The organism is Paracoccus sp. P2, from assembly GCF_046335115.1.
GTDB classification, from domain to species: domain Bacteria; phylum Pseudomonadota; class Alphaproteobacteria; order Rhodobacterales; family Rhodobacteraceae; genus Paracoccus; species Paracoccus pantotrophus.
The window spans coordinates 102919-120608 of record NZ_JBGOSN010000011.1; the positions used below are offsets into that span (position 1 = coordinate 102919).

17 protein-coding genes are annotated in these 17690 nt (G+C 61.9%); 11 read left to right on the forward strand and 6 right to left on the reverse strand.

Annotated elements, in window-relative coordinates; all coding sequences use genetic code 11:
- The first annotated feature begins 9 nt into the window (after window positions 1-9).
- The 4 genes from ACDP63_RS09535 to qatD all read left to right on the forward strand — a co-directional run bounded on the left by ACDP63_RS09535 (window position 10) and on the right by qatD (window position 4724).
- Entirely contained in the window at window positions 10-1878 is a 1869-nt protein-coding gene (locus ACDP63_RS09535; protein WP_409927988.1) for a P-loop NTPase fold protein, read from the forward strand.
- Window positions 1879-2104: 226 nt separating this feature from the next.
- Complete coding sequence (qatB, locus tag ACDP63_RS09540; protein WP_409927989.1) at window positions 2105-2710, forward strand: Qat anti-phage system associated protein QatB; 606 nt, start codon at window positions 2105-2107, stop codon at window positions 2708-2710.
- A complete protein-coding gene (qatC, locus tag ACDP63_RS09545; protein WP_409927990.1) occupies window positions 2707-3984 on the forward strand; it encodes a Qat anti-phage system QueC-like protein QatC in 1278 nt (425 codons plus the stop codon). Before qatB ends, qatC begins: the two co-directional genes overlap by 4 nt.
- The gene (gene qatD / locus ACDP63_RS09550; RefSeq protein ID WP_409927991.1) at window positions 3981-4724 is read left to right on the forward strand and encodes a Qat anti-phage system TatD family nuclease QatD; all 744 of its coding nucleotides are present in this window, start codon (window positions 3981-3983) and stop codon (window positions 4722-4724) included. The genes qatC and qatD overlap by 4 nt, the downstream gene beginning before the upstream one ends.
- 386 nt (window positions 4725-5110) lie before the next feature.
- Here qatD and ACDP63_RS09555 read toward each other — a convergent pair whose 3' ends face one another.
- Window positions 5111-5287 carry a hypothetical protein gene (locus ACDP63_RS09555; RefSeq protein ID WP_409927992.1) on the reverse strand — a complete coding sequence of 59 codons (177 nt, stop codon included), beginning with the start codon at window positions 5285-5287 and terminating at the stop codon, window positions 5111-5113.
- 54 nt (window positions 5288-5341) lie between these two features.
- On the opposite strand from ACDP63_RS09555, the gene ACDP63_RS09560 reads away from it, so the two are divergent.
- Both ACDP63_RS09560 and ACDP63_RS09565 read left to right on the forward strand, forming a co-directional pair.
- Entirely contained in the window at window positions 5342-7102 is a 1761-nt protein-coding gene (locus ACDP63_RS09560) for a recombinase family protein (protein ID WP_409927993.1), read from the forward strand.
- 189 nt (window positions 7103-7291) lie between these two features.
- Window positions 7292-8473, forward strand: a complete 1182-nt coding sequence (locus tag ACDP63_RS09565; RefSeq protein ID WP_409927994.1) for a tyrosine-type recombinase/integrase — start codon at window positions 7292-7294, stop codon at window positions 8471-8473.
- Window positions 8474-8483: 10 nt separating this feature from the next.
- Here ACDP63_RS09565 and ACDP63_RS09570 read toward each other — a convergent pair whose 3' ends face one another.
- Genes ACDP63_RS09570 through ACDP63_RS09580 form a run of 3 tightly spaced genes read right to left on the reverse strand, consistent with a single transcriptional unit; the run spans window position 8484 to window position 10483 of the window.
- The gene (locus ACDP63_RS09570) at window positions 8484-9155 is read right to left on the reverse strand and encodes a class I SAM-dependent methyltransferase (RefSeq protein WP_409927995.1); all 672 of its coding nucleotides are present in this window, start codon (window positions 9153-9155) and stop codon (window positions 8484-8486) included.
- Entirely contained in the window at window positions 9152-10036 is an 885-nt protein-coding gene (locus ACDP63_RS09575) for an NAD(P)/FAD-dependent oxidoreductase (protein WP_409927996.1), read from the reverse strand. Before ACDP63_RS09575 ends, ACDP63_RS09570 begins: the two co-directional genes overlap by 4 nt.
- A gap of 3 nt (window positions 10037-10039) precedes the next feature.
- Window positions 10040-10483, reverse strand: a complete 444-nt coding sequence (locus ACDP63_RS09580) for an Rrf2 family transcriptional regulator (protein ID WP_028710141.1) — start codon at window positions 10481-10483, stop codon at window positions 10040-10042.
- 112 nt (window positions 10484-10595) lie between these two features.
- On the opposite strand from ACDP63_RS09580, the gene map reads away from it, so the two are divergent.
- On the forward strand, window positions 10596-11345 hold the full coding sequence (gene map / locus ACDP63_RS09585) for a type I methionyl aminopeptidase (RefSeq protein ID WP_409927997.1): 750 nt from the start codon (window positions 10596-10598) through the stop codon (window positions 11343-11345).
- A gap of 30 nt (window positions 11346-11375) precedes the next feature.
- Here the strand turns inward: map and ACDP63_RS09590 are convergent, their stop codons facing one another.
- Window positions 11376-12107 (reverse strand): SDR family oxidoreductase, encoded by a 732-nt coding sequence (locus tag ACDP63_RS09590; protein WP_409927998.1) that lies wholly within the window; start codon window positions 12105-12107, stop codon window positions 11376-11378.
- A 91-nt stretch (window positions 12108-12198) separates the two neighbouring features.
- Here ACDP63_RS09590 and ACDP63_RS09595 point away from each other — a divergent pair, with 91 nt between their 5' ends.
- From ACDP63_RS09595 to ACDP63_RS09610, 4 genes are all read left to right on the forward strand, one after another.
- The gene (locus ACDP63_RS09595) at window positions 12199-13104 is read left to right on the forward strand and encodes an AraC family transcriptional regulator (protein ID WP_409927999.1); all 906 of its coding nucleotides are present in this window, start codon (window positions 12199-12201) and stop codon (window positions 13102-13104) included.
- 327 nt (window positions 13105-13431) lie between these two features.
- The gene (locus tag ACDP63_RS09600; RefSeq protein WP_409928000.1) at window positions 13432-14529 is read left to right on the forward strand and encodes an ABC-three component system protein; all 1098 of its coding nucleotides are present in this window, start codon (window positions 13432-13434) and stop codon (window positions 14527-14529) included.
- Entirely contained in the window at window positions 14526-15023 is a 498-nt protein-coding gene (locus ACDP63_RS09605) for an ABC-three component system middle component 2 (protein ID WP_409928001.1), read from the forward strand. The genes ACDP63_RS09600 and ACDP63_RS09605 overlap by 4 nt, the downstream gene beginning before the upstream one ends.
- Entirely contained in the window at window positions 15024-16880 is a 1857-nt protein-coding gene (locus tag ACDP63_RS09610) for a hypothetical protein (RefSeq protein WP_409928002.1), read from the forward strand.
- A gap of 439 nt (window positions 16881-17319) precedes the next feature.
- Here the strand turns inward: ACDP63_RS09610 and ACDP63_RS09615 are convergent, their stop codons facing one another.
- Window positions 17320-17604 (reverse strand): IS1096 element passenger TnpR family protein, encoded by a 285-nt coding sequence (locus tag ACDP63_RS09615; protein ID WP_409928003.1) that lies wholly within the window; start codon window positions 17602-17604, stop codon window positions 17320-17322.
- Between the last annotated feature and the right edge of the window lie 86 nt (window positions 17605-17690).

Genomic DNA, 17690 nt, shown 5'->3' on the forward strand with positions numbered 1-17690 from the left:
TTCGAACCAATGTGGCCCGACAATGAGACGGAACGGGACTTCCTGAATTTCTCAGGCGTCGCAGACACAGTGGCGGAGATCATCGTTCAGGCGCGAGGACGACCGATCTCTATTGGTGTCTCCGGCGCTTGGGGCATCGGCAAATCCTCGCTGATCAAGCTCACCCAGGCGTCGCTGGCTGCGCGGCCCCGCAAGGAAGGCGAGCGGGAATTTGTGTTCGTCGAGTTTAATGCCTGGCTTTATCAAGGCTACGACGATGCGCGCGCCGCGCTCATGGATGTGATCGCGACGAAGCTGGAGAAGGAAGCCGAGGCACGCGAGAAGGCGATCGACAAGGCGAAGGTCCTGGTCAAGCGCGTGAACTGGCTACGTGCGGCCAAGCTCGTTGCGGGATCGACGGTGGCCATGTCGCTCGGCCTGCCGCCCACCGGATTGATCGGCGAGGTGTGGGGGTTGGGCCAGCGCTTCTTGTCGGGCGGGGTCGATGGCACGCTGATCGAAGAGGCGAAGGGCAAGGCGGGTGAGGTCGCCGCTACGGCGAGTGGATTACTCAACCCGAAGGAGGAAACATCGCCGCCCAAGGAGATTCAGGCGCTCCGCGACAACTTCGAGGAGACGCTTGAGGAACTTGGCGTCACGTTGGTGGTACTTATCGATGATCTCGATCGCTGTCTGCCCGAGACAACGATCTCGACGCTCGAGGCGATCCGGCTGTTCCTATTCCTGAAGAACACAGCCTTCGTGATCGCCGCCGACAATGACATGATCAAGCACGCCGTTAGGCGGCACTTTGAGGGCGCCCCCGATGATCTCCTCGTCACCAATTACTTCGATAAGCTGATTCAGGTGCCAATCCGTGTGCCTCCCCTGGGTACTCAGGAGGTGCGCGCCTACATGATGCTCTTGTTCGTGGAGAACAGCGACCTTGCGGAGGATGTAAAAGAAAAGATCCGCAGCGGGGTCGTCGCCCAATTGCGGCAAACATGGGCAGGCAAGCGCGTCGACCGCGCGTTTGTGCAATCCTTGCACGATCCCTTACCGGCAGAGCTGATCGGCCGCTTCGATACCGCGGACCGCTTGGCCCCGCTCATGACGACGGCGTCAGGCATTCTGGGCAATCCACGCCTTATCAAACGTTTCCTCAATGCGCTCGCCATCCGCATGACAATCTCCAACGCACAGGGCGTAGGCGTCGATGAGGCGGTCTTGGCCAAGCTGCTGCTGTTCGAGCGGCTCGGCAATGCGAAGGCATTCGCCGAACTGATGACACAGGTGAGCGCCAGCGACACCGGCAAGCCTGTCTTCCTCGCCGAATGGGAAGAGAAGGCAATCGCGGGGCAGGAACAGGCTCTGCCAGCACCTTTCGACGAGCCCTTTTTCGCTGAGTGGCTTACGCTGCCACCGACACTCGCAGACACGGACCTGCGCGGAGCCCTGTATGTGAGCCGTGAACATGCGCCGCTGATCACGCCAGAGGACCGGCTTTCCTCGGAGGCGGCCGAGCTTTTGACGGCGCTCTTGCAACATCCGGAAATGGCGTCGAGCCTGAAAGGCCGACTTTTGCAGGTGCCTCGGACCGAAACCACCGTGATCATGGACCGGCTTCTGGATCGTGCGCGGCAGGAGCAGGAGTGGGGCGTCCCTGCCGTTCTGGAAGCCTGCCTCGTCATGGCCGACGCCGACCCGCCGCAGGGTGCGAGGCTTGCCGCCTTCTTGGGCGAGCGTCCCCCCGCGCAGATTCAAGCGAATATCGTACCGAAGATCGGGGACCAGCCATGGTCGAAGGGGGTCTTCGACATCTGGGATCGGGGGCAGGCGTCCAGGCCGGTTAAGGCGGCGATCAAGAGGCAGAAGGAAAATGGGAACGTCACAATCTAGTGGAGGCCCGGGCAGCGGAGTCTCGATGGTGCCACCCTGGACCCCGGACCCGCCCACGGGCGAGGCGCCTAGCAATGGGGCGGAGGGCGGGGACGCTCCAGTCGATGACGGTGTTGCGGCCCCCCAGGTGCCGCCGCCGGCGCCCTCACCACTTGCCCCACCAGCCCGCTTCCTCGGCGCGCGTCGTGCGCTAGGCGAGTTCGCAAAGTCAGGCGATGGTGGGGACATGCGGCGCAGCATGGGTCACTATGTCCGGACCGGCTATGGCGGATCGGCGACAGCGACTCGGCGCTTCGGAGGTACGGCGGCCACCGCCGGTACGCTTGGCGGAGCGCTGGCGCGGGTTGCAGCGGGACAGCCGGCCGAGCCAGGCAGCTCGCTTGATCCCGCGCTCCTCGCCGGCCGCAATGTGCAAGAAGTCATGAACGCCGTTGTGGAGGCTGTTCGGCCGGTCGACGGGACGCAAGACGCAGAAGCAGAGCGCGCGGCAATTCGAGATGCATTGACCGAGCTTCTTACCCGGTTCCCAGATGCGGATCTGCTAAATCTCGACCCAGAGCAGCGCGCCTTCGCTATCGAGCGTTTCACAGCAATCGACGTCTTCCGTCGCTTTGAACTCGATCTCGGCAAGACCATCGTTGAGAAGGCGCCGAGTGCAGTGACCGCTCTGTCTCGGCTCAAGGAAGTGCGGGACTATGTGAAGCAGAGCGTGGCAGCGGCATTCCGCAAGCTGCGCGATGCCGGGCGCAACCTCACCAGTGGTCGCATCAGTCAGGTTGTTAGGGATGCTCTGAGGGAGACGTTCGAGGTGTTTGAAGGATACGCGGAATGAGGCTGGCCTGCGGCCCTGACGGCACCGATCTGCCCGGCGGTGATGGTGTCATGCGCGTGGTCCTTTACGGCCAGCCGCGGGCCGAAGGACAAGGAAGCGCTGGCGATGCGGCGAGATCCGAGATCCAACGCCGGCGCCTTGACCCGGCCCCGCGAGCCTGGGACTTGTTGTCGATCGCGCTGAGTGTCGTAACCGCGGATTTCGCGGTCTTGCGCGACAAGAGCCCCGACGGGTGGACACGAGAGATCGAGCTCGACATTGCCGTGGCGGACGCGTCGTTCTGGAACGGGCAGGCCCGGGCTTTGGCCGAAGCGCTCGCATTCCTCACGACCGACCGCTGGACCTTGCGATTTCACGAGGGTGGGATGCTGCCCACGCCGCCTCGTGAACCAGTCCGGCCGCCTGAGAGCTGTGTGGTACTTTTGTCCGGCGGGCTAGACAGTTTGATCGGAGCAATTGACCTAACCGCGACAGGCCACAAGCCATTCGCAATCAGCCAGACAGTTCGAGGCGACGCGGACAAGCAGGTCGACTTTGCCACAAAGATCGGGGGTGGTCTCGGACACCTGCAACTAAACCACAATGCACATACACCGGGTGTGCAAGAAGCCTCTCAACGGGCAAGGTCGCTTGTTTTCATCACCTTTGGCGTGATCGCTGCCACAGCCCTCAAAGCCTATCAGGAGGCGGCTCAGGTGCCGCTCTTCGTGTGCGAAAATGGCTTCATCGCCATTAACCCGCCACTGACCGGCGGGCGGCTCGGAAGCCTCAGCACTCGCACGGCGCATCCTGAGTTCCTGACTCGACTGCAAAAGGTGCTGGATGCGGCAGGTCTCCGTGTCAAGATCACCAACCCTTATGCCACGAAGACCAAGGGCGAAATGCTCCAAGAGTGCGCTGACCAGAATTTGCTTGGCGCCGAGGCTGCACGTTCGACGAGCTGTGGTCGATTCCAACGGTTCAATTATCGCCAATGCGGTCGGTGCGTTCCGTGCCAAGTCCGCCGGGCTGCGTTCCTCGCGTGGGACGCCAGCCAAGATACGACAGATTACGTCTACGAGCCGATCGGAAAGGATGATGCGGATCACTCAGGGTTCGACGACGTGCGCTCAGTCGCGATCGCGCTGGCAGCCGTCAAGGCCGATGGCATTGAGACGTGGCTCGGACATGCGTTGGCCTCCCCGTTCATCGCTGATCGACCATATCTTGTCGGTATGCTTGAGCGCGGTCTTGAAGAGCTTCGCGCGCTTCATCAGGCTTACGGCGTCAAATGATCGATTTCCACGCGCACCTAGACCTTTATCCTGATCCACACACAGTAGCGCGCGAGTGCGTCATTCGCGATCTCTATGTTCTCTCTGTCACGACAACACCGTCAGCGTGGTCTGGAACGGCGGCGCTGACAAGGGATGCACCGCGTATTAGAACAGCGCTCGGACTGCATCCGCAAATCGCGCATGAACGTAAAGGCGAGCTGCCACTGTTTGAGCGCCTGTTACCACAGGTTCGGTATGTTGGCGAAATTGGCCTCGATGGTGGTCCGGAATTCCGACGATACTTGCCGGATCAGGAGCACGTTTTCTCCCGCGTGCTCAGCCTCTGTGCTCGCGCCGGGGGACGCGTCATGACTATTCATAGCCGTCGCGCGGCCACACAGGTTCTTGATGCCCTTGCAACAGAGCCCGACGCAGGAGTGGCGATTCTGCACTGGTTTTCGGGAACGCATAGAGAGCTTGCGCGGGCGGTCGATCAGGGGTGCTGGTTCAGCATTGGCCCTGCAATGTTGGCCGGTGACAAGGGACGCGCGCTGGCGGCGAAGATGCCCCGGGATCGAGTTCTTACCGAGACGGACGGTCCTTTCGTACAGGTTGACGGGCGAGCGGCATGGCCGTGGGATGCAGATCGAGCGGTGAAAGCGCTATCACAGATCTGGTCAGAACCTATCAGTACTGTGCAGGGCCAGCTTCTTCGCAATCTTCGCCATCTGACCAGCCATGGTACTGGTGCGGTCTGATCGCCTGGTTCATTGCGGGAGGATGATGACAGTGGGGTTCCGCGTATCCTTTGCTTTCCTGTACAACCGGACAGAGCAATTTCGTGGGAATGATCGATGACCTTCGCGCGCGCGGAGAGGGCGACTTCCATATGTTCGTATTGCCACCTGCGCTCAGTTGGCGCTAGACTGTCTTAAGGACATGGCTGGAACGTCTCGCTGTGCGAGCAGATGTTCAAATCCCCTGGCAAGCCGCATATTCGCATAGCATCGCGCCAGTATTTGCGCGACGCCATGCTGCTCAGGACCACGCCAATGCCCGATCCTGCCCTCCATTCCTGCCCGAACGCCGCCGGGTGCTTCTCTGTAACCGTTGGGGATTGCTGCGTAATCTACACGCAGACAATTCAGAAAGCGCGACGAGGATGGCTCGGCAACGGCAAACCACAGCCACGAAGCTTCGACTGGTCACCCAGACCAGCGATGAGGCCGTGGTGCGCGTCGCCGAGGCCCAGGAACCGGACCCCCGCCTCGTCGATCTTGTCCGCCAACTCGCCCGGCAAGCGGCGCGCGATTTCGTCCAACAGGAGACGGCTCGGCTGCCGCGTAACCGCCTCCCCGAGTGAGGAGGCCCGCGCATGAAAGTCGCGCTCTACGCCCGCTATTCGTCCGACAATCAACGCGACGCCTCGATCACGGATCAGTTGCGCATGTGCCGCCTGCGCGCCGAGAAGGAAGGCTGGACGGTCGTCGAGGAATATACCGACCATGCCATCTCCGGCTCCAGCATGATCCTGCGCTCCGGCATCCAGGCGCTGATTTCGGATTCAGGACGCGGTCGCTTCGATATGATCATGGCCGAAGCGATGGATCGCCTGTCACGGGATCAGGAAGACATTGCCGGCATCTTCAAGCGTATGACCTATGCCGATGTGAAGATGTTCACCCTGTCCGAGGGAGAGATCACCCATCTGCATGTCGGTCTCAAGGGCACGATGAACGCCCTCTTCCTGAAAGACCTGGCCGACAAGACCCGTCGCGGTCTGCGCGGCCGGGTCGAGGACGGCAAGTCGGGTGGCGGCCTCTGCTACGGCTACGACGTGGTGAAGAAGTTCGATGATCGCGGTGAAGCCGTACGGGGCGACCGGACAATCAACGAGGCTGAAGCCGGGATCGTGCGCCGCATCTACGCTGACTACCTTGATGGCCAGTCCTCTCGCACGATCGCCATGGCGCTGAATCGCGAGCATATTCCTGGCCCCATGGGCCGAGAATGGGGGCCATCGACCATCCACGGCAATCCCAAGCGCGGGACCGGCATCCTGAACAACGAGCTCTATATCGGCAAGCTGGTCTGGAACCGACTGCGCTACATCAAGGATCCCGACACCGGCCGGCGCGTCTCCCGGCTCAACCCGGAAAGCGAATGGGTGACGCAGGAAGTTCCCGAACTGCGGATCATTCCCGATGATGTCTGGGCGGCCGTGAAGGAACGCCAGAACCGGCTTGCCTATGAGCCCAAAGCAGAGACGACCACCAACTTCATGAACGACCGGCGGCGCCCGAAGCATCTCTTCGCGGGCCTGATCAAATGCGGCTGCTGCGGGGGCGGCTATTCGATGATCTCGAAGGACCTGCTTGGCTGCTCGACCGCCCGTAACAAGGGCACCTGCGACAATCGCCTCAACATCCGCCGAGATGCGCTGGAAGCCTCGATCCTTAGCGGGCTGCGTAAGCACCTGATGGATCCCGCGCTGTTCAAGGAGTTTTGCACCGAGTTCACCAAAGAGGTGAACCGGCTGCGCATCGAACGCGGCGCCGATCTGGAGGGTTGGAAGCGGGAACTGGAGCGCACGGACCGCGAACTCGACAAAGCCATCGACGCAATCCTGCAAGGCGTTCCGCCGCTGAAGCTGAAGGAGAAGATCGAGAAGCTGGAGACCCGCAAGGCTGAACTGACGGAGAAACTGACCAACGCGGACGAGCCGCCGCCCCTGCTGCATCCCAACATGGCGGCACTCTATGCGCAGCGGATCGGCCGGCTTTACGAACACCTGCAAGACGAGGACGGCCGCGCCCGCGCCGCCGAGACCTTCCGGACGCTGGTCGATCAGGTCACGCTCGTGCCCGACAACGGCGAACTGGCCATCGTCCTGCGCGGTGACCTCGGCGCGATCCTGCGGTTTACCGCCGGCAAGAAAAACCCCGACTTCCTTTCGGAGGCCGAGGCTCTGGACAACCTGCTATCGCAGGGATCGTTGGTTGCGGGAGGGCGCAACAGACGATCTCTGCGGAATGGGTCCGGAAATGCAAAAACCTCCGCGGCGGGGCCTGCGGAGGTTTCGCAAGTATCGTTGGTTGCGGGGGTAGGATTTGAACCTACGACCTTCAGGTTATGAGTTTTGGTCTGGGCGTTTTCGCCACCTTTCGCCAGAGCGCGAAGAAAGCGCCAATACTCGCATAACCATCTGTTAATATTGATTTATAGCGCAAGCACCCCTACCCTTCTCTTCGCCACAGCAGCACAGTGATTTGCTTCCTGTTGCTTCCGATTTGCTTCCGGAGATTCCGGAACTGGAGGGGTGAAAATGACAAAGATCACGAAACGTTCCGTCGACGCGGCGGTGCCAACCGGGCAGGAGTTCTTCCTCTGGGACGAAGAGCTGAAGGGCTTCGGGCTGCGCGTTTATCCATCGGGGCGAAAGATGTATCTGGCCCAGTACCGCGCCGGCGGCCGGTCGCGCCGTGTCAACATCGGGCTGCATGGTGCGATGACACCGGAGATGGCCCGCACCGAGGCGATGAAGTATCTCTCGGATGTTCGTCTCGGGGCCGATCCTGCCGGTGAGCGCGACCGCAGGAAGGCCTCCCCGACCATGAAGGAGTTCGGCAAGCGCTTCCTCTCGGATCACGTCGGGCTGCATTGCAAGGCATCGACCTACGGCGAGTACGAACGGTCCATCAACCTGTTCATCAATCCAAAGTTCGGCAGCCACCGCATCATCGATATTACTCGTGCCGACGTCGTCGGGCTGCACCAGTCCATGAAGCATATCCCCTATCAGGCGAACCGGACCCTCGGCGTCCTCTCGGTGATGTTCACCGTGGCCCATACCTGGGGCGTGCGCACCGACGGAGTGAACCCCTGCTGGAAGGTGAAGCGATACCGAGAGGAAAAGCGCGAGCGCTATCTCACCCCGGACGAGTTGGCACGCCTCGGCAAGGTGCTGAATGAGGCGAAAGACGAACCCGAGGCCGCCTTCTGCATCCGCCTCCTGCTGCTGACCGGATGCCGCCTCAGAGAAATCCAGACCCTGAAATGGCGCTATGTCGATTACCGCAACAGCCTTCTCCGCCTGCCGGATTCCAAGACCGGCGCCAAGCTGGTCCCGATCGGCAAGGCAGCGATCGAGGTGCTGAAAGCCATCCCGAAGATTGACGGGAACCCCTATGTTATCACCGGCCGCAAAGAGGGCCAGCACCTGACCGACATGCAGAAGCCGTGGCGGCGGTTGCGTAAGCGCGCCGGGCTGGACGATCTTCGTATCCATGATCTGCGCCATTCCTTCGCCTCGGATGCGCTGCAGCTCGGGCAGGACCTGACGATGATCGGACGGCTCCTCGGCCATACGCAGGTTCAGACCACGGCGCGTTATGCGCATCTCAAGACCGATCCGGTCCGCTCGGCGGCGGACGCCGTCTCCGACGCTGTGGCGCAGGCACTGGCGCAACCGGTCACCGAGGACGGTGATGAAATTGCCTCAGCATGATCTGGCACTGTCACGCCCGGGCGATCCAGCCCTTGAAGGTGAGAGCGGCATAGAACAGCTGGACCTCGCGGAAGCCCGCCGCTGCCAGAAGCGCGGCATCCTCCTCGGGCGCCAGCACCGGCAGGCGTTCCTTCATCGTGGCCATGCCGGCCATGGCCTGCGCCTCGGGAACGCCGCCCGAGACCAGCCAGGCCGCATTGCGCCGCAGCCACAGATCCTGCTGGCCGTCCGCCTGCGGAAAGCTGTGATGGGCCATGGCGAAGGGCGCGCCAGGGCGCAGGCGGCGATGCAGCTGGCGCAGGGTGCGCAGGCGTTCCTCGCGCGGCAGGAAATGCAGGGTCAGCAGGCAGGTCGCGCCGTCGAAGGGGCCTTCGGGGGCATCATCGATATAGCCCTGATGGAAGGTGACGCGGCCGCCCTCCGGGCCCAGGATGTCCAGCGCCTGGGCGGTCATCTGAGGCGAAGGATCGACGCCGTCGAAGCGCCAGCCGGGATGGGCCGCGGCGAAGCCGCGCAGCTCCAGCCCGCCGCCGGCGCCGAGGACCAGGACGCGGCCCGTCTCGGGCACGCGCTCGGCCAGCAGCAGCCCGGCCATGCGGTGCAGGTCCTTGAGGCCCGGCACATGGCGGGCGACGCGGCCGGCATAGCTGGCACCGTCGCCCGGATGGGCCGCGCCGCTCATTCCGGCCAGACCAGCGAGCGGTGCAGTTGCGCCCCGGCCCATGCCCCGTCCCCCACCGCCAACGACACCGAATGCGGCGCCCGCGCGACATCGCCGCAGGCGAAGATGCCGGGAAGGCTGGTTTCCTTCGCCTCATCCGTCACGATCTGGCGGCCCGTCAGCGTCTCGATCATCTCGCAGCCGGTGGCCTCGGCCAGCGGGCCGGCCGGCTCGGTCCGGGTCGCGGTGAACAGGCCGGCGAAGGGCAGCACCCGGCCGTCGCGCAGTTCCACATCCGCCGTATCGACGATCCGGGCGATGGGAGTTTCCTCGACGGCAACGCCGCGGCTGCGCAAGTCGGCGCGCTGATCGGCGTCCAGCGTCACCGCGCCGTTGGTCAGGAAGGCGACCTCGCCCCATTCCGGCAGCAGCTGCGCCTGATGAAGCGACATCGGCCCGGTAGCGATGACCCCGATCCGACCCTGATCCAGCTCGTAACCGTGGCAATAGGGGCAGTGGAACACCGTCTTGCCCCATCGCTCCGGCAGGCCCGGAATGTCAGGAAGCAGGTCTCGCACTCCGGTGGCCAGCAGGATACGGCGGCCGGCATGGGCCGTGCCATCCGCCGTGGCCAGCCGGAAGTTATCCTTGCGCCCCGAAATCGCGACGCCCTCACCCTCGATCCAGGTCACCGTCGGATAGGCCAGAATCTGCCGGCGCGCCCCGGCCCAGATCGCCGCCGGGTCCACCCCGTCCTGGCCAAGGAAGCCGTGTGAATGGCTGGCGAAACGGTTGCGCCGCTGCCCGGCATCAATCACCAGCACCTTGCGGCGCGCACGCGCCAGCTGCAGGGCGGCGGCCATCCCGGCATAGCTGCCCCCGATCACGATCACGTCCTGCATGTCCTACTCCTTCGCCGCCCGCCTCTGCGCATGGCGGCGGGCAAAATCCTCGGCCAGATCGGCCAGCGTCACCTCGGCGAAACGTTCCAGCAGCAGCGCCTCGGCCTCGGCAAAGGCACCCTCCAGCGCGGCATTGACCGATTGCTCGACCAGGCATTCCGGCGTCTCGTTGCGGTTGCCGATCGCGAAGATCGCCGGTTCCCCCAAGGCCTCGTGCAGCCGGCGCAGGCTGACCGCCGCCAGGTCGGCCGAGATGCGCCAGCCCCCGGCGTGCCCTCGCTCGGCCGTGACAAGCCCGGCCTCGCGCAAGAGGCCCATGGTGCGGCGCACCACGACCGGATTAGTGCCGAGGCACCGGCCAAGCGCCTCGGAGGTCACAGGTCCGTCCTGTTCCGCCATGTGCAGCAGGGCATGAAGGACCGAGGAAAGGCGACTGTCACGTTTCATGTAACTATATATGTTACGATTCGGAGCGGCGGTCAAGACAGTGATGCGGGACATCGCCACGCATCACCGCTATGATGTCGGTTACAGCATCAGATCAAAGCGGGCACAGGCGATGACGATCACCAATCAGGACGAACTCGACGGGTTGAAGGAGATCGGCCGGATCGTCGCCAACACCATGCAGGCCATGGCGAAGGCGATGGAACCCGGCATGACCACGCGCGAACTGGACGAAATCGGCCGCGCGCTGCTGGAGCGCGAGGGCGCCCTTTCGGCGCCGCAATCCACCTATGATTTTCCCGGCGCGACCTGCATCAGCGTGAACGAGGAAATCGCCCATGGCATCCCCGGTGACAGGGTGATCGTCGCGGGCGATCTGGTGAATATCGACGTCTCGGCCTCGAAGAACGGCTATTTCGCCGATACCGGCGCCACATATCGGGTCGCGCCCGTGCGCCCCTCGCTGGATCGGCTGTGCCGCGATGGCAGGCAGGCGATGCAGATCGGCATCGCCCAGGTCGGCAGCGGCCGCCCGCTTGCGGGCATTGGCCGCGCCATCGGCAAGTTTGCAGAGCGGCGCGGCTATACGCTGATCCGCAACCTTGCCAGCCATGGCATCGGCCGGGCGCTGCACGAGGAGCCCGCAGAAATCCCGACCTGGCCCGCGCGCGGTGAAAAACGCCGTATCCACAGAGGGCTTGTCCTGACGGTCGAGCCGTTCCTGTCCAAGGGCGGTCTCTGGGCGACGGAGGCGGATGACGGCTGGACGCTTCACAGCGAACCGCGCGCGCCGGTGGTGCAATACGAACATACGGTCGTCGCGACGGATCGCGGTGCCATGGTGGTCACCCTTCCGGACTGAACCTGACGGTCCCTCCCCGCCGACAATGCATCAGGCCTCCAACGCCACCGCATCCGCTCCGGCCGGATAGCGCAGCCGGTCGGTGTCATCGGTTGCGGCCCGGAACACCGCCTCGGCCACGTCGGTTTCCTTGGTGGTCATCGGCGGATTGGCAAAGGCCGCAAAGATCGGCGCGGCGAAATCGGCATAGGCTTCGGGGATCATGTCCTCGATGGCAAAGTCGATGTTCTGCGAAAACCGCGTGGTCGGGGCATAGCCCGGTTCGACCAGCTTTGCCCGCATGCCGAAAGCCGCCAGTTCATGCGCCAGCGATCCGGTGAAGCCCTCGATCGCCTGCTTGCTGGCCGTATAGGCGGCGGCCAGCGGCATCGGCGCCAGCGTCACGCTGGAGGTCACGTTGACGATCACGCCCGACCGCCGCGCCCGCATCTGCGGGATCACCGCCTGCACCATGGCCATGGTGCCGAAGGTGTTGGTGTCGAACAGCTTGCGGACGTAATCCATCGGCGCGGCCTCGAAGGCGCCGACAAGGCCGATGCCGGCGTTGTTCACCAGCACGTCAATGGGGCCGGCGGCTTCGATGGTGGCGGCGATGCTGGCCGGGTCGGTGACGTCCAGCGGCAGGATGCGCAGGCCTTCGGGCAACAGCCCGTCGCGCGGGGTGCGCATGGTGGCGATGGCCTGCCAGCCCTGCGCGTGGAAATAGCGGGCGGTTTCCAGCCCATAGCCCGACGAGGTGCCGGTGATGAGGACGGTGTTCATGATGATCTCCTGAGTTGACAGCAGGAATGTAGCGTGCATGGTCAGGAGTATCACCAATTATAAGTCCTGATTGAATTTGCGGAAGTCCTGAATGTCGGATCCACTTGCTCAGGTCATCGAACTTTTGCGCCCGCAGACGGTGTTCTCGAAGGGGATCACCGCCGCAGGCCACTGGGCGGTTGAATATACCGAATTCGGCCGCCCGGCCTTTGCGGCGATGACGATGGGCCGTTGCCGGTTGTCCGTCGAGGGCGAAAAGCCGGTCACCGTCGAGGCCGGCGATTTTGTGCTGCTGCCCGCCACGCCGCGTTTCGGCATGTCCAGCCTGAACCCCGGCCCGCTGCGCCGGATCGACGCCCGGACCGACCCGGCGAAGCACGAGGTTCGCCACGGCCGGCAGGACGGCCCGCCCGAAATGCGGCAGTTCGGCGGCTGGTTCACCTTTGCGGCGCCGGACGCGGCGCTGCTGGTGACCCTGCTACCCCGGATGATCCATCTGCGCGGCGTGCCCCGCCTGACGCAGTTGGTTCATATGCTGGGCGAGGAGGCTGCGCGCGACGATGCGGGCCGCGACCTAATCCTGGCGCGTCTGGTCGAGATCCTGCTGATCGAGGCGCTGCGCGCCGCGCCGGAAGGCGCCGCGGCACCCGGCCTGCTGCGCGGCCTTTCCGATCCGCGCATCGCCAGCGCCCTGCGCAGCCTGCATGGCGACATCACCCGCACGTGGACGGTTCCCGACCTGGCCGCAACGGCCGGCATGTCGCGCTCGGCCTTCTTCGAGCGGTTCACCCGCCTGGTCGGCCGCCGGCCGATGGAATACCTGACCACCTGGCGCATGGCCGTGGCGCGTGATCTGTTGCGCCAGGGCAGCCTTGCGCTCGATGAGGTCGCAGCACGCGTCGGCTATGGCTCGGCGAGCACCTTCAGCACCGCTTTCAGCCGCCACACTGGCCAACCGCCGGGGCGGTATGCAAAAGCCGTGCTGGCGGAGGGATGAAAGGACGGCCCTGAGCCGCCGATCGGCCCTTCCGGGGCATGTCGCCAAAGCGGTCACTTGAGCGTGGCGCAGCGTGAGGCGTGCGCAGACCTTTCAAGACATTCATATCTGGCGCAGAATGCCCGCTGTTGCAGGCGCAAAATTTCAGGCGCGCCTTCCCGGAAGCGGACATAGCTGTACAGTCTCTCCCCGCCCATTGCCAACATGCGTAGATTGTGTGACGAATGACCTGATACAGGTAGTATGCGAGTGCTCATTGTGCCCGAGGCTAGCGCAACCAGGCTGGGCGAGACGCTTAATATTGAAAATTGAGAGGAAATAGCTAACTTGTTTTCGAGCGTCACTCCTGAAGCGGCAAAATCTATTGCGAGTGCAGCTCAGGTGTCATCGGGAGTGCCGATACCGCCGCAGAGCTTGCTTCCTATTCTGTCGGCGGCAGACTGGGAGCAATTTACCCACGAATGGCTGTGGTTCTATAAAGACAATGGCACATATCACGATATAAATAAATATTCCGGAGCCGGAGACCTCGGCCTCGATCTTGTTGCCTTCACATCGGCAAAGGGTTTTGATGAGGCTTGGGATAGCTTCCAGTGCAAGCAATACGGTCACGCACTTCAGCCAACCGACATTTATCCAGAAGTAGGAAAGATTATTTATCATTCCTTTCAGAAGACGCCGCCCTTTAATCAGAGTGCGCGCATCCCCCGTCGCCATGTATTTGTATGCCCACACGGCGTTGGAATCACAGTCGGGCGCTGGCTGAAAGACCCGCGACGCTTCAGGGACGAAGTGCGAAAAGCCTGGGAAACGCATTGCGTTCCCAAAATCGCTAAAGGGCTGACCGCTCCGCTCGAAGGAGATTTGCTGGCTTATTTCGATGCATTTGATTTTTCGGTATTCGATGATGTAGCGGCGGTCGATTTGATCGCAATCCACGAACAGACGCCGTTTCACCGGCCACGCTTTGGTGGCGGCCTGCCGCCCGTCTCTCCGGCATCTCCGCCGCCGGATGAACCGGCAGAGCATGAGAGCGTTTACCTGAAAAAGCTCATGGATGCCTATGGCGACCATCTGGGAGCGCCGGTGAGCAACCACTCAGAGCTGAATGAAACGCTGGGCGGGCACTACAAAAGACAGCGAATATTCTTCTATCACGCCGAGTCGCTGCGTAATTTCGCGCGCGACCGGACATTGCCGGAAACATTCGCCTCTTTGCAGGAGGACATCTATAACGGCATCATCGATATCTGCGAAAGTGATCACGCGGATGCTCTGGCGCGCTTGCGCGCTGCCGTGAGCGCCGCTGGACAGGTGGCCGCAGGCGGCAATGCGCTCTTTGCCGTATCCAGGGTGGCCGACAGGCAGGGAATCTGCCATCAGCTTGCCAACGATGACCGACTGAACTGGGTCAAAAAATCATGAGCGGCCCACACCAACACTCGCCGTTCAATAGCGCCCTGGAGACAGGCGTTCGTACGCTGACCGTGCTGGTCGCATCCTATCCTACGGCCCACGATCTAAGCAGGCTCGTGCAATATGACTATCTCGTCGTGCATTCGGCAGATGCCAGCGGCCCGCCCAGCTTGCACCCGCCCTTGCCGCTCCGCACCAGCGAGCTGCTGGTGCGGCGCAAGCTCATCGAGGCTGGTCTTCGGCTGCTGATCAGCCGTTCCCTTGCAAGCCGGATATTGTGTGAGGACGGGGTACTCTACCGCGCCGAGGAAGCCGCGGGCGCATTCTTGGACAACCTAGCTGCGCCTTACACGGTCTCTTTGCGCGCGCGGGCAGAATGGGTCACCGGGACATTTGACTCGCTGAGCCAGCCCGAGCTGAACCAGGTCATTGACTCGTTGTTCTCGGCCTGGACGACCGAGTTTCAGCCCGTCGAAATCGCCAAGCAGGAGGAACTCTTCTAGATGAGTGATCTGCTGATCAGATATCTTGCCTTCTTCGGCCCCCGCCGCGAACCTGCCTCCGTCAAGTTCGAGCCTGGCCTAAACATTGTTTGCGGCGCCTCAGACACCGGAAAATCGTTTATTTCCGAAAGCATAGATTTCATGCTCGGTCAGGAAGATCCCGTGCGGGACATACCAGAGCGCGCTGGATACGACCGTATCAGGCTTCTGGTGGATAGCGATACACATGAGCCGCTCACGCTTGACCGGAGCGTGGAGGGCGGAAACTACCTTGCCTATTCCGAAGAGCTTTTCGAGGGCGAACCGACGAGCCAAGCGCGCACATTGCGCTACAAGCACGCCGCATCGCGTACCGATACGCTCTCCTACGAGCTACTGGAACGTGTGGGGTTCGCGGGCCGCACCCTTCGCAGGAATGCGGCAGGCAAGACCAGAAGCCTGAGCTTTCGTGATCTTGCGCGCCTGTGCGTCGTCACCGAAGAAGAAATCCAAAGGCGAAGCTCGCCCGTCCTGTCCGGCCAGTGGGTCGCGGCGACGGCTGAATATGCCGCCTTCAAGCTCATGCTGACCGGCGTGGATGACTCGGCGCTCGTATCTTCCAATGATTCACCAGTGCGGCGCGACCGTGATAGCGGCAAACTCGAACTTCTTGACCAAATGGTCGCCGAGCTCCAATCCGAACTCGACGAGGCTGGTATCGAGGAAGAGGAACTTCTGGAGCAGGAAGACAAGCTCAAAGCATCCATTCAGAACAGAACCGCATCGCTTCAATCGGTGCAGAAAGAGCTGAACTCCCTTATTAGCAGCCGTGCTGAGGCGGCGAAGGCAATTCGGGATTCCAAGGCGAGAATGATCGAGATCAACGAGCTTGTCGGCAGGTTCAGCCTTCTCGACGAGCACTATGATACCGATCTCCAACGCCTCAATGCCGTCCATGAATCGGGTTCCTTGTTTGTACATCTGGAGAAGAAGCCATGCCCGCTTTGCGGTGCATTGCCAGGTGATCAGCATGTGGATGGTGATTGTGACGGTAACACCGAGGCCGTTGTCCAGGCTGCACGCGCGGAGATAAACAAGATCATCCAGCTGCGGCGCGAACTGGCCGAAACTCTCTCATCGCTGCGCTTGGAATTTGACGAGCTTGAAGGTGGGCTCGCCCCGTTGCAGGCCAGCTATGATGGCTATGACGCCGAGCTCGGGGAAGTGGCGGCGCCTGCTGTTTCCGAAGAACGCAGCTCATACAACGCGCTGATGACTGAGTTATCGGAGGTGCGGGTGTCGCTCGACAAGATCGAAAGCCTGAAAAAGCTGATGCAGCGCCGCGGCGATCTTGAAGATGAGAGCGGAATCGATGATGGCGACACGGGCAATACAAAAACCCAGATTTCTAAGTTTGTTCTGGACGAGTTTGCGCAGACTATCCAATCCATTCTTGAGGAATGGGACTTCCCGAATGTATCTCGAGTCTACTTTGACGAAACCAAAAAAGACATTGTGATTTCCGGCAAGGATCGGGGTAGCGCAGGTAAGGGCCTTAGAGCGATAACGCATGCTGCGTTTACAATTGGCCTCATGGAGTTTTGCCGCGAACGCGGCCTCCCCCATCCAGGATTTATAGTTCTCGATTCCCCACTTCTGGCTTATTGGAAGCCAGAAGGCTCAGACGACGACTTGAGGGGCACCGATCTTAAAGAGAATTTCTATCGCTACTTGATGGGCATATCAAAAGAGAACCAGGTCATCGTAATCGAAAACGAGCATCCACCGGATTTTGTAGCGAAAGAGGTGCCAGTAACAATATTCACTAAGAACCCTAATTCAGGGAGGTATGGACTGTTTCCGCCCCCAATTGAATAGCATCTAAACAGATGGCGAGATGGGATCCGTACTGAAATCGGCATCTAATATGAACTTGTCTGACAAGGGTTCGTCAAAAAGCGTCCATATTGGGCTTACCCCGGTCGAGACCTCGGCCAGTATGATCGGGAGATATGAGCTAATTGCGATCCGCGGCACTTTCTAAAGGCAACGCCAGCTTCATCTCCATCGCTCTCCTTCGGCGAAGTTTTGTGTCTGCACTTACGGCGAACGGCGGTATTGATCAGTGCGCATGCAGCAGAGGCTTTCATCCTGCCTCCAGATCCGGAAACTTTGCAAAGGACACTACCTGCGCAGTTACGTCGCTCTCTGAACGACGTGTGAGTGGCCGCTACCGCTGATCGCCGCGGATGCGATGCCGCAACCTCACAGGCAGCTTTCCGCCCAATGCAACCGCCGCGCCGTTAATCACATCGTGCTATGTCTTGGGCTTCGGCTGGTGCAGCCGCCGGCGCACATTCGCACGGAACGTATTCTGTAGGTCCTTGTTGATCAGGTCGAGATCGAACCATTCCGGGTCGAAATGCCCACCCGCCCAGCGGAGGTTCGATTCTTGCACCTCATGAACCGGATCCCGGATCGCTTCCAGGAAATCGCCATATGAACACGGACCGCCGACGTCTTCGGGTGGCCGGGCACGAGCGCCTTCGAGGCATTCGGCATGGCGGGGAACTGGATCGAGCGACAGGGCTTTGTTGCGCAAAAGGTGCTTTGGGTATAGTTCCCCTTTCCTTGGACAGACTTATCCTGCGGCCATTGTCGTGGGCGTGCCGAGAGCCGTGTAACGGT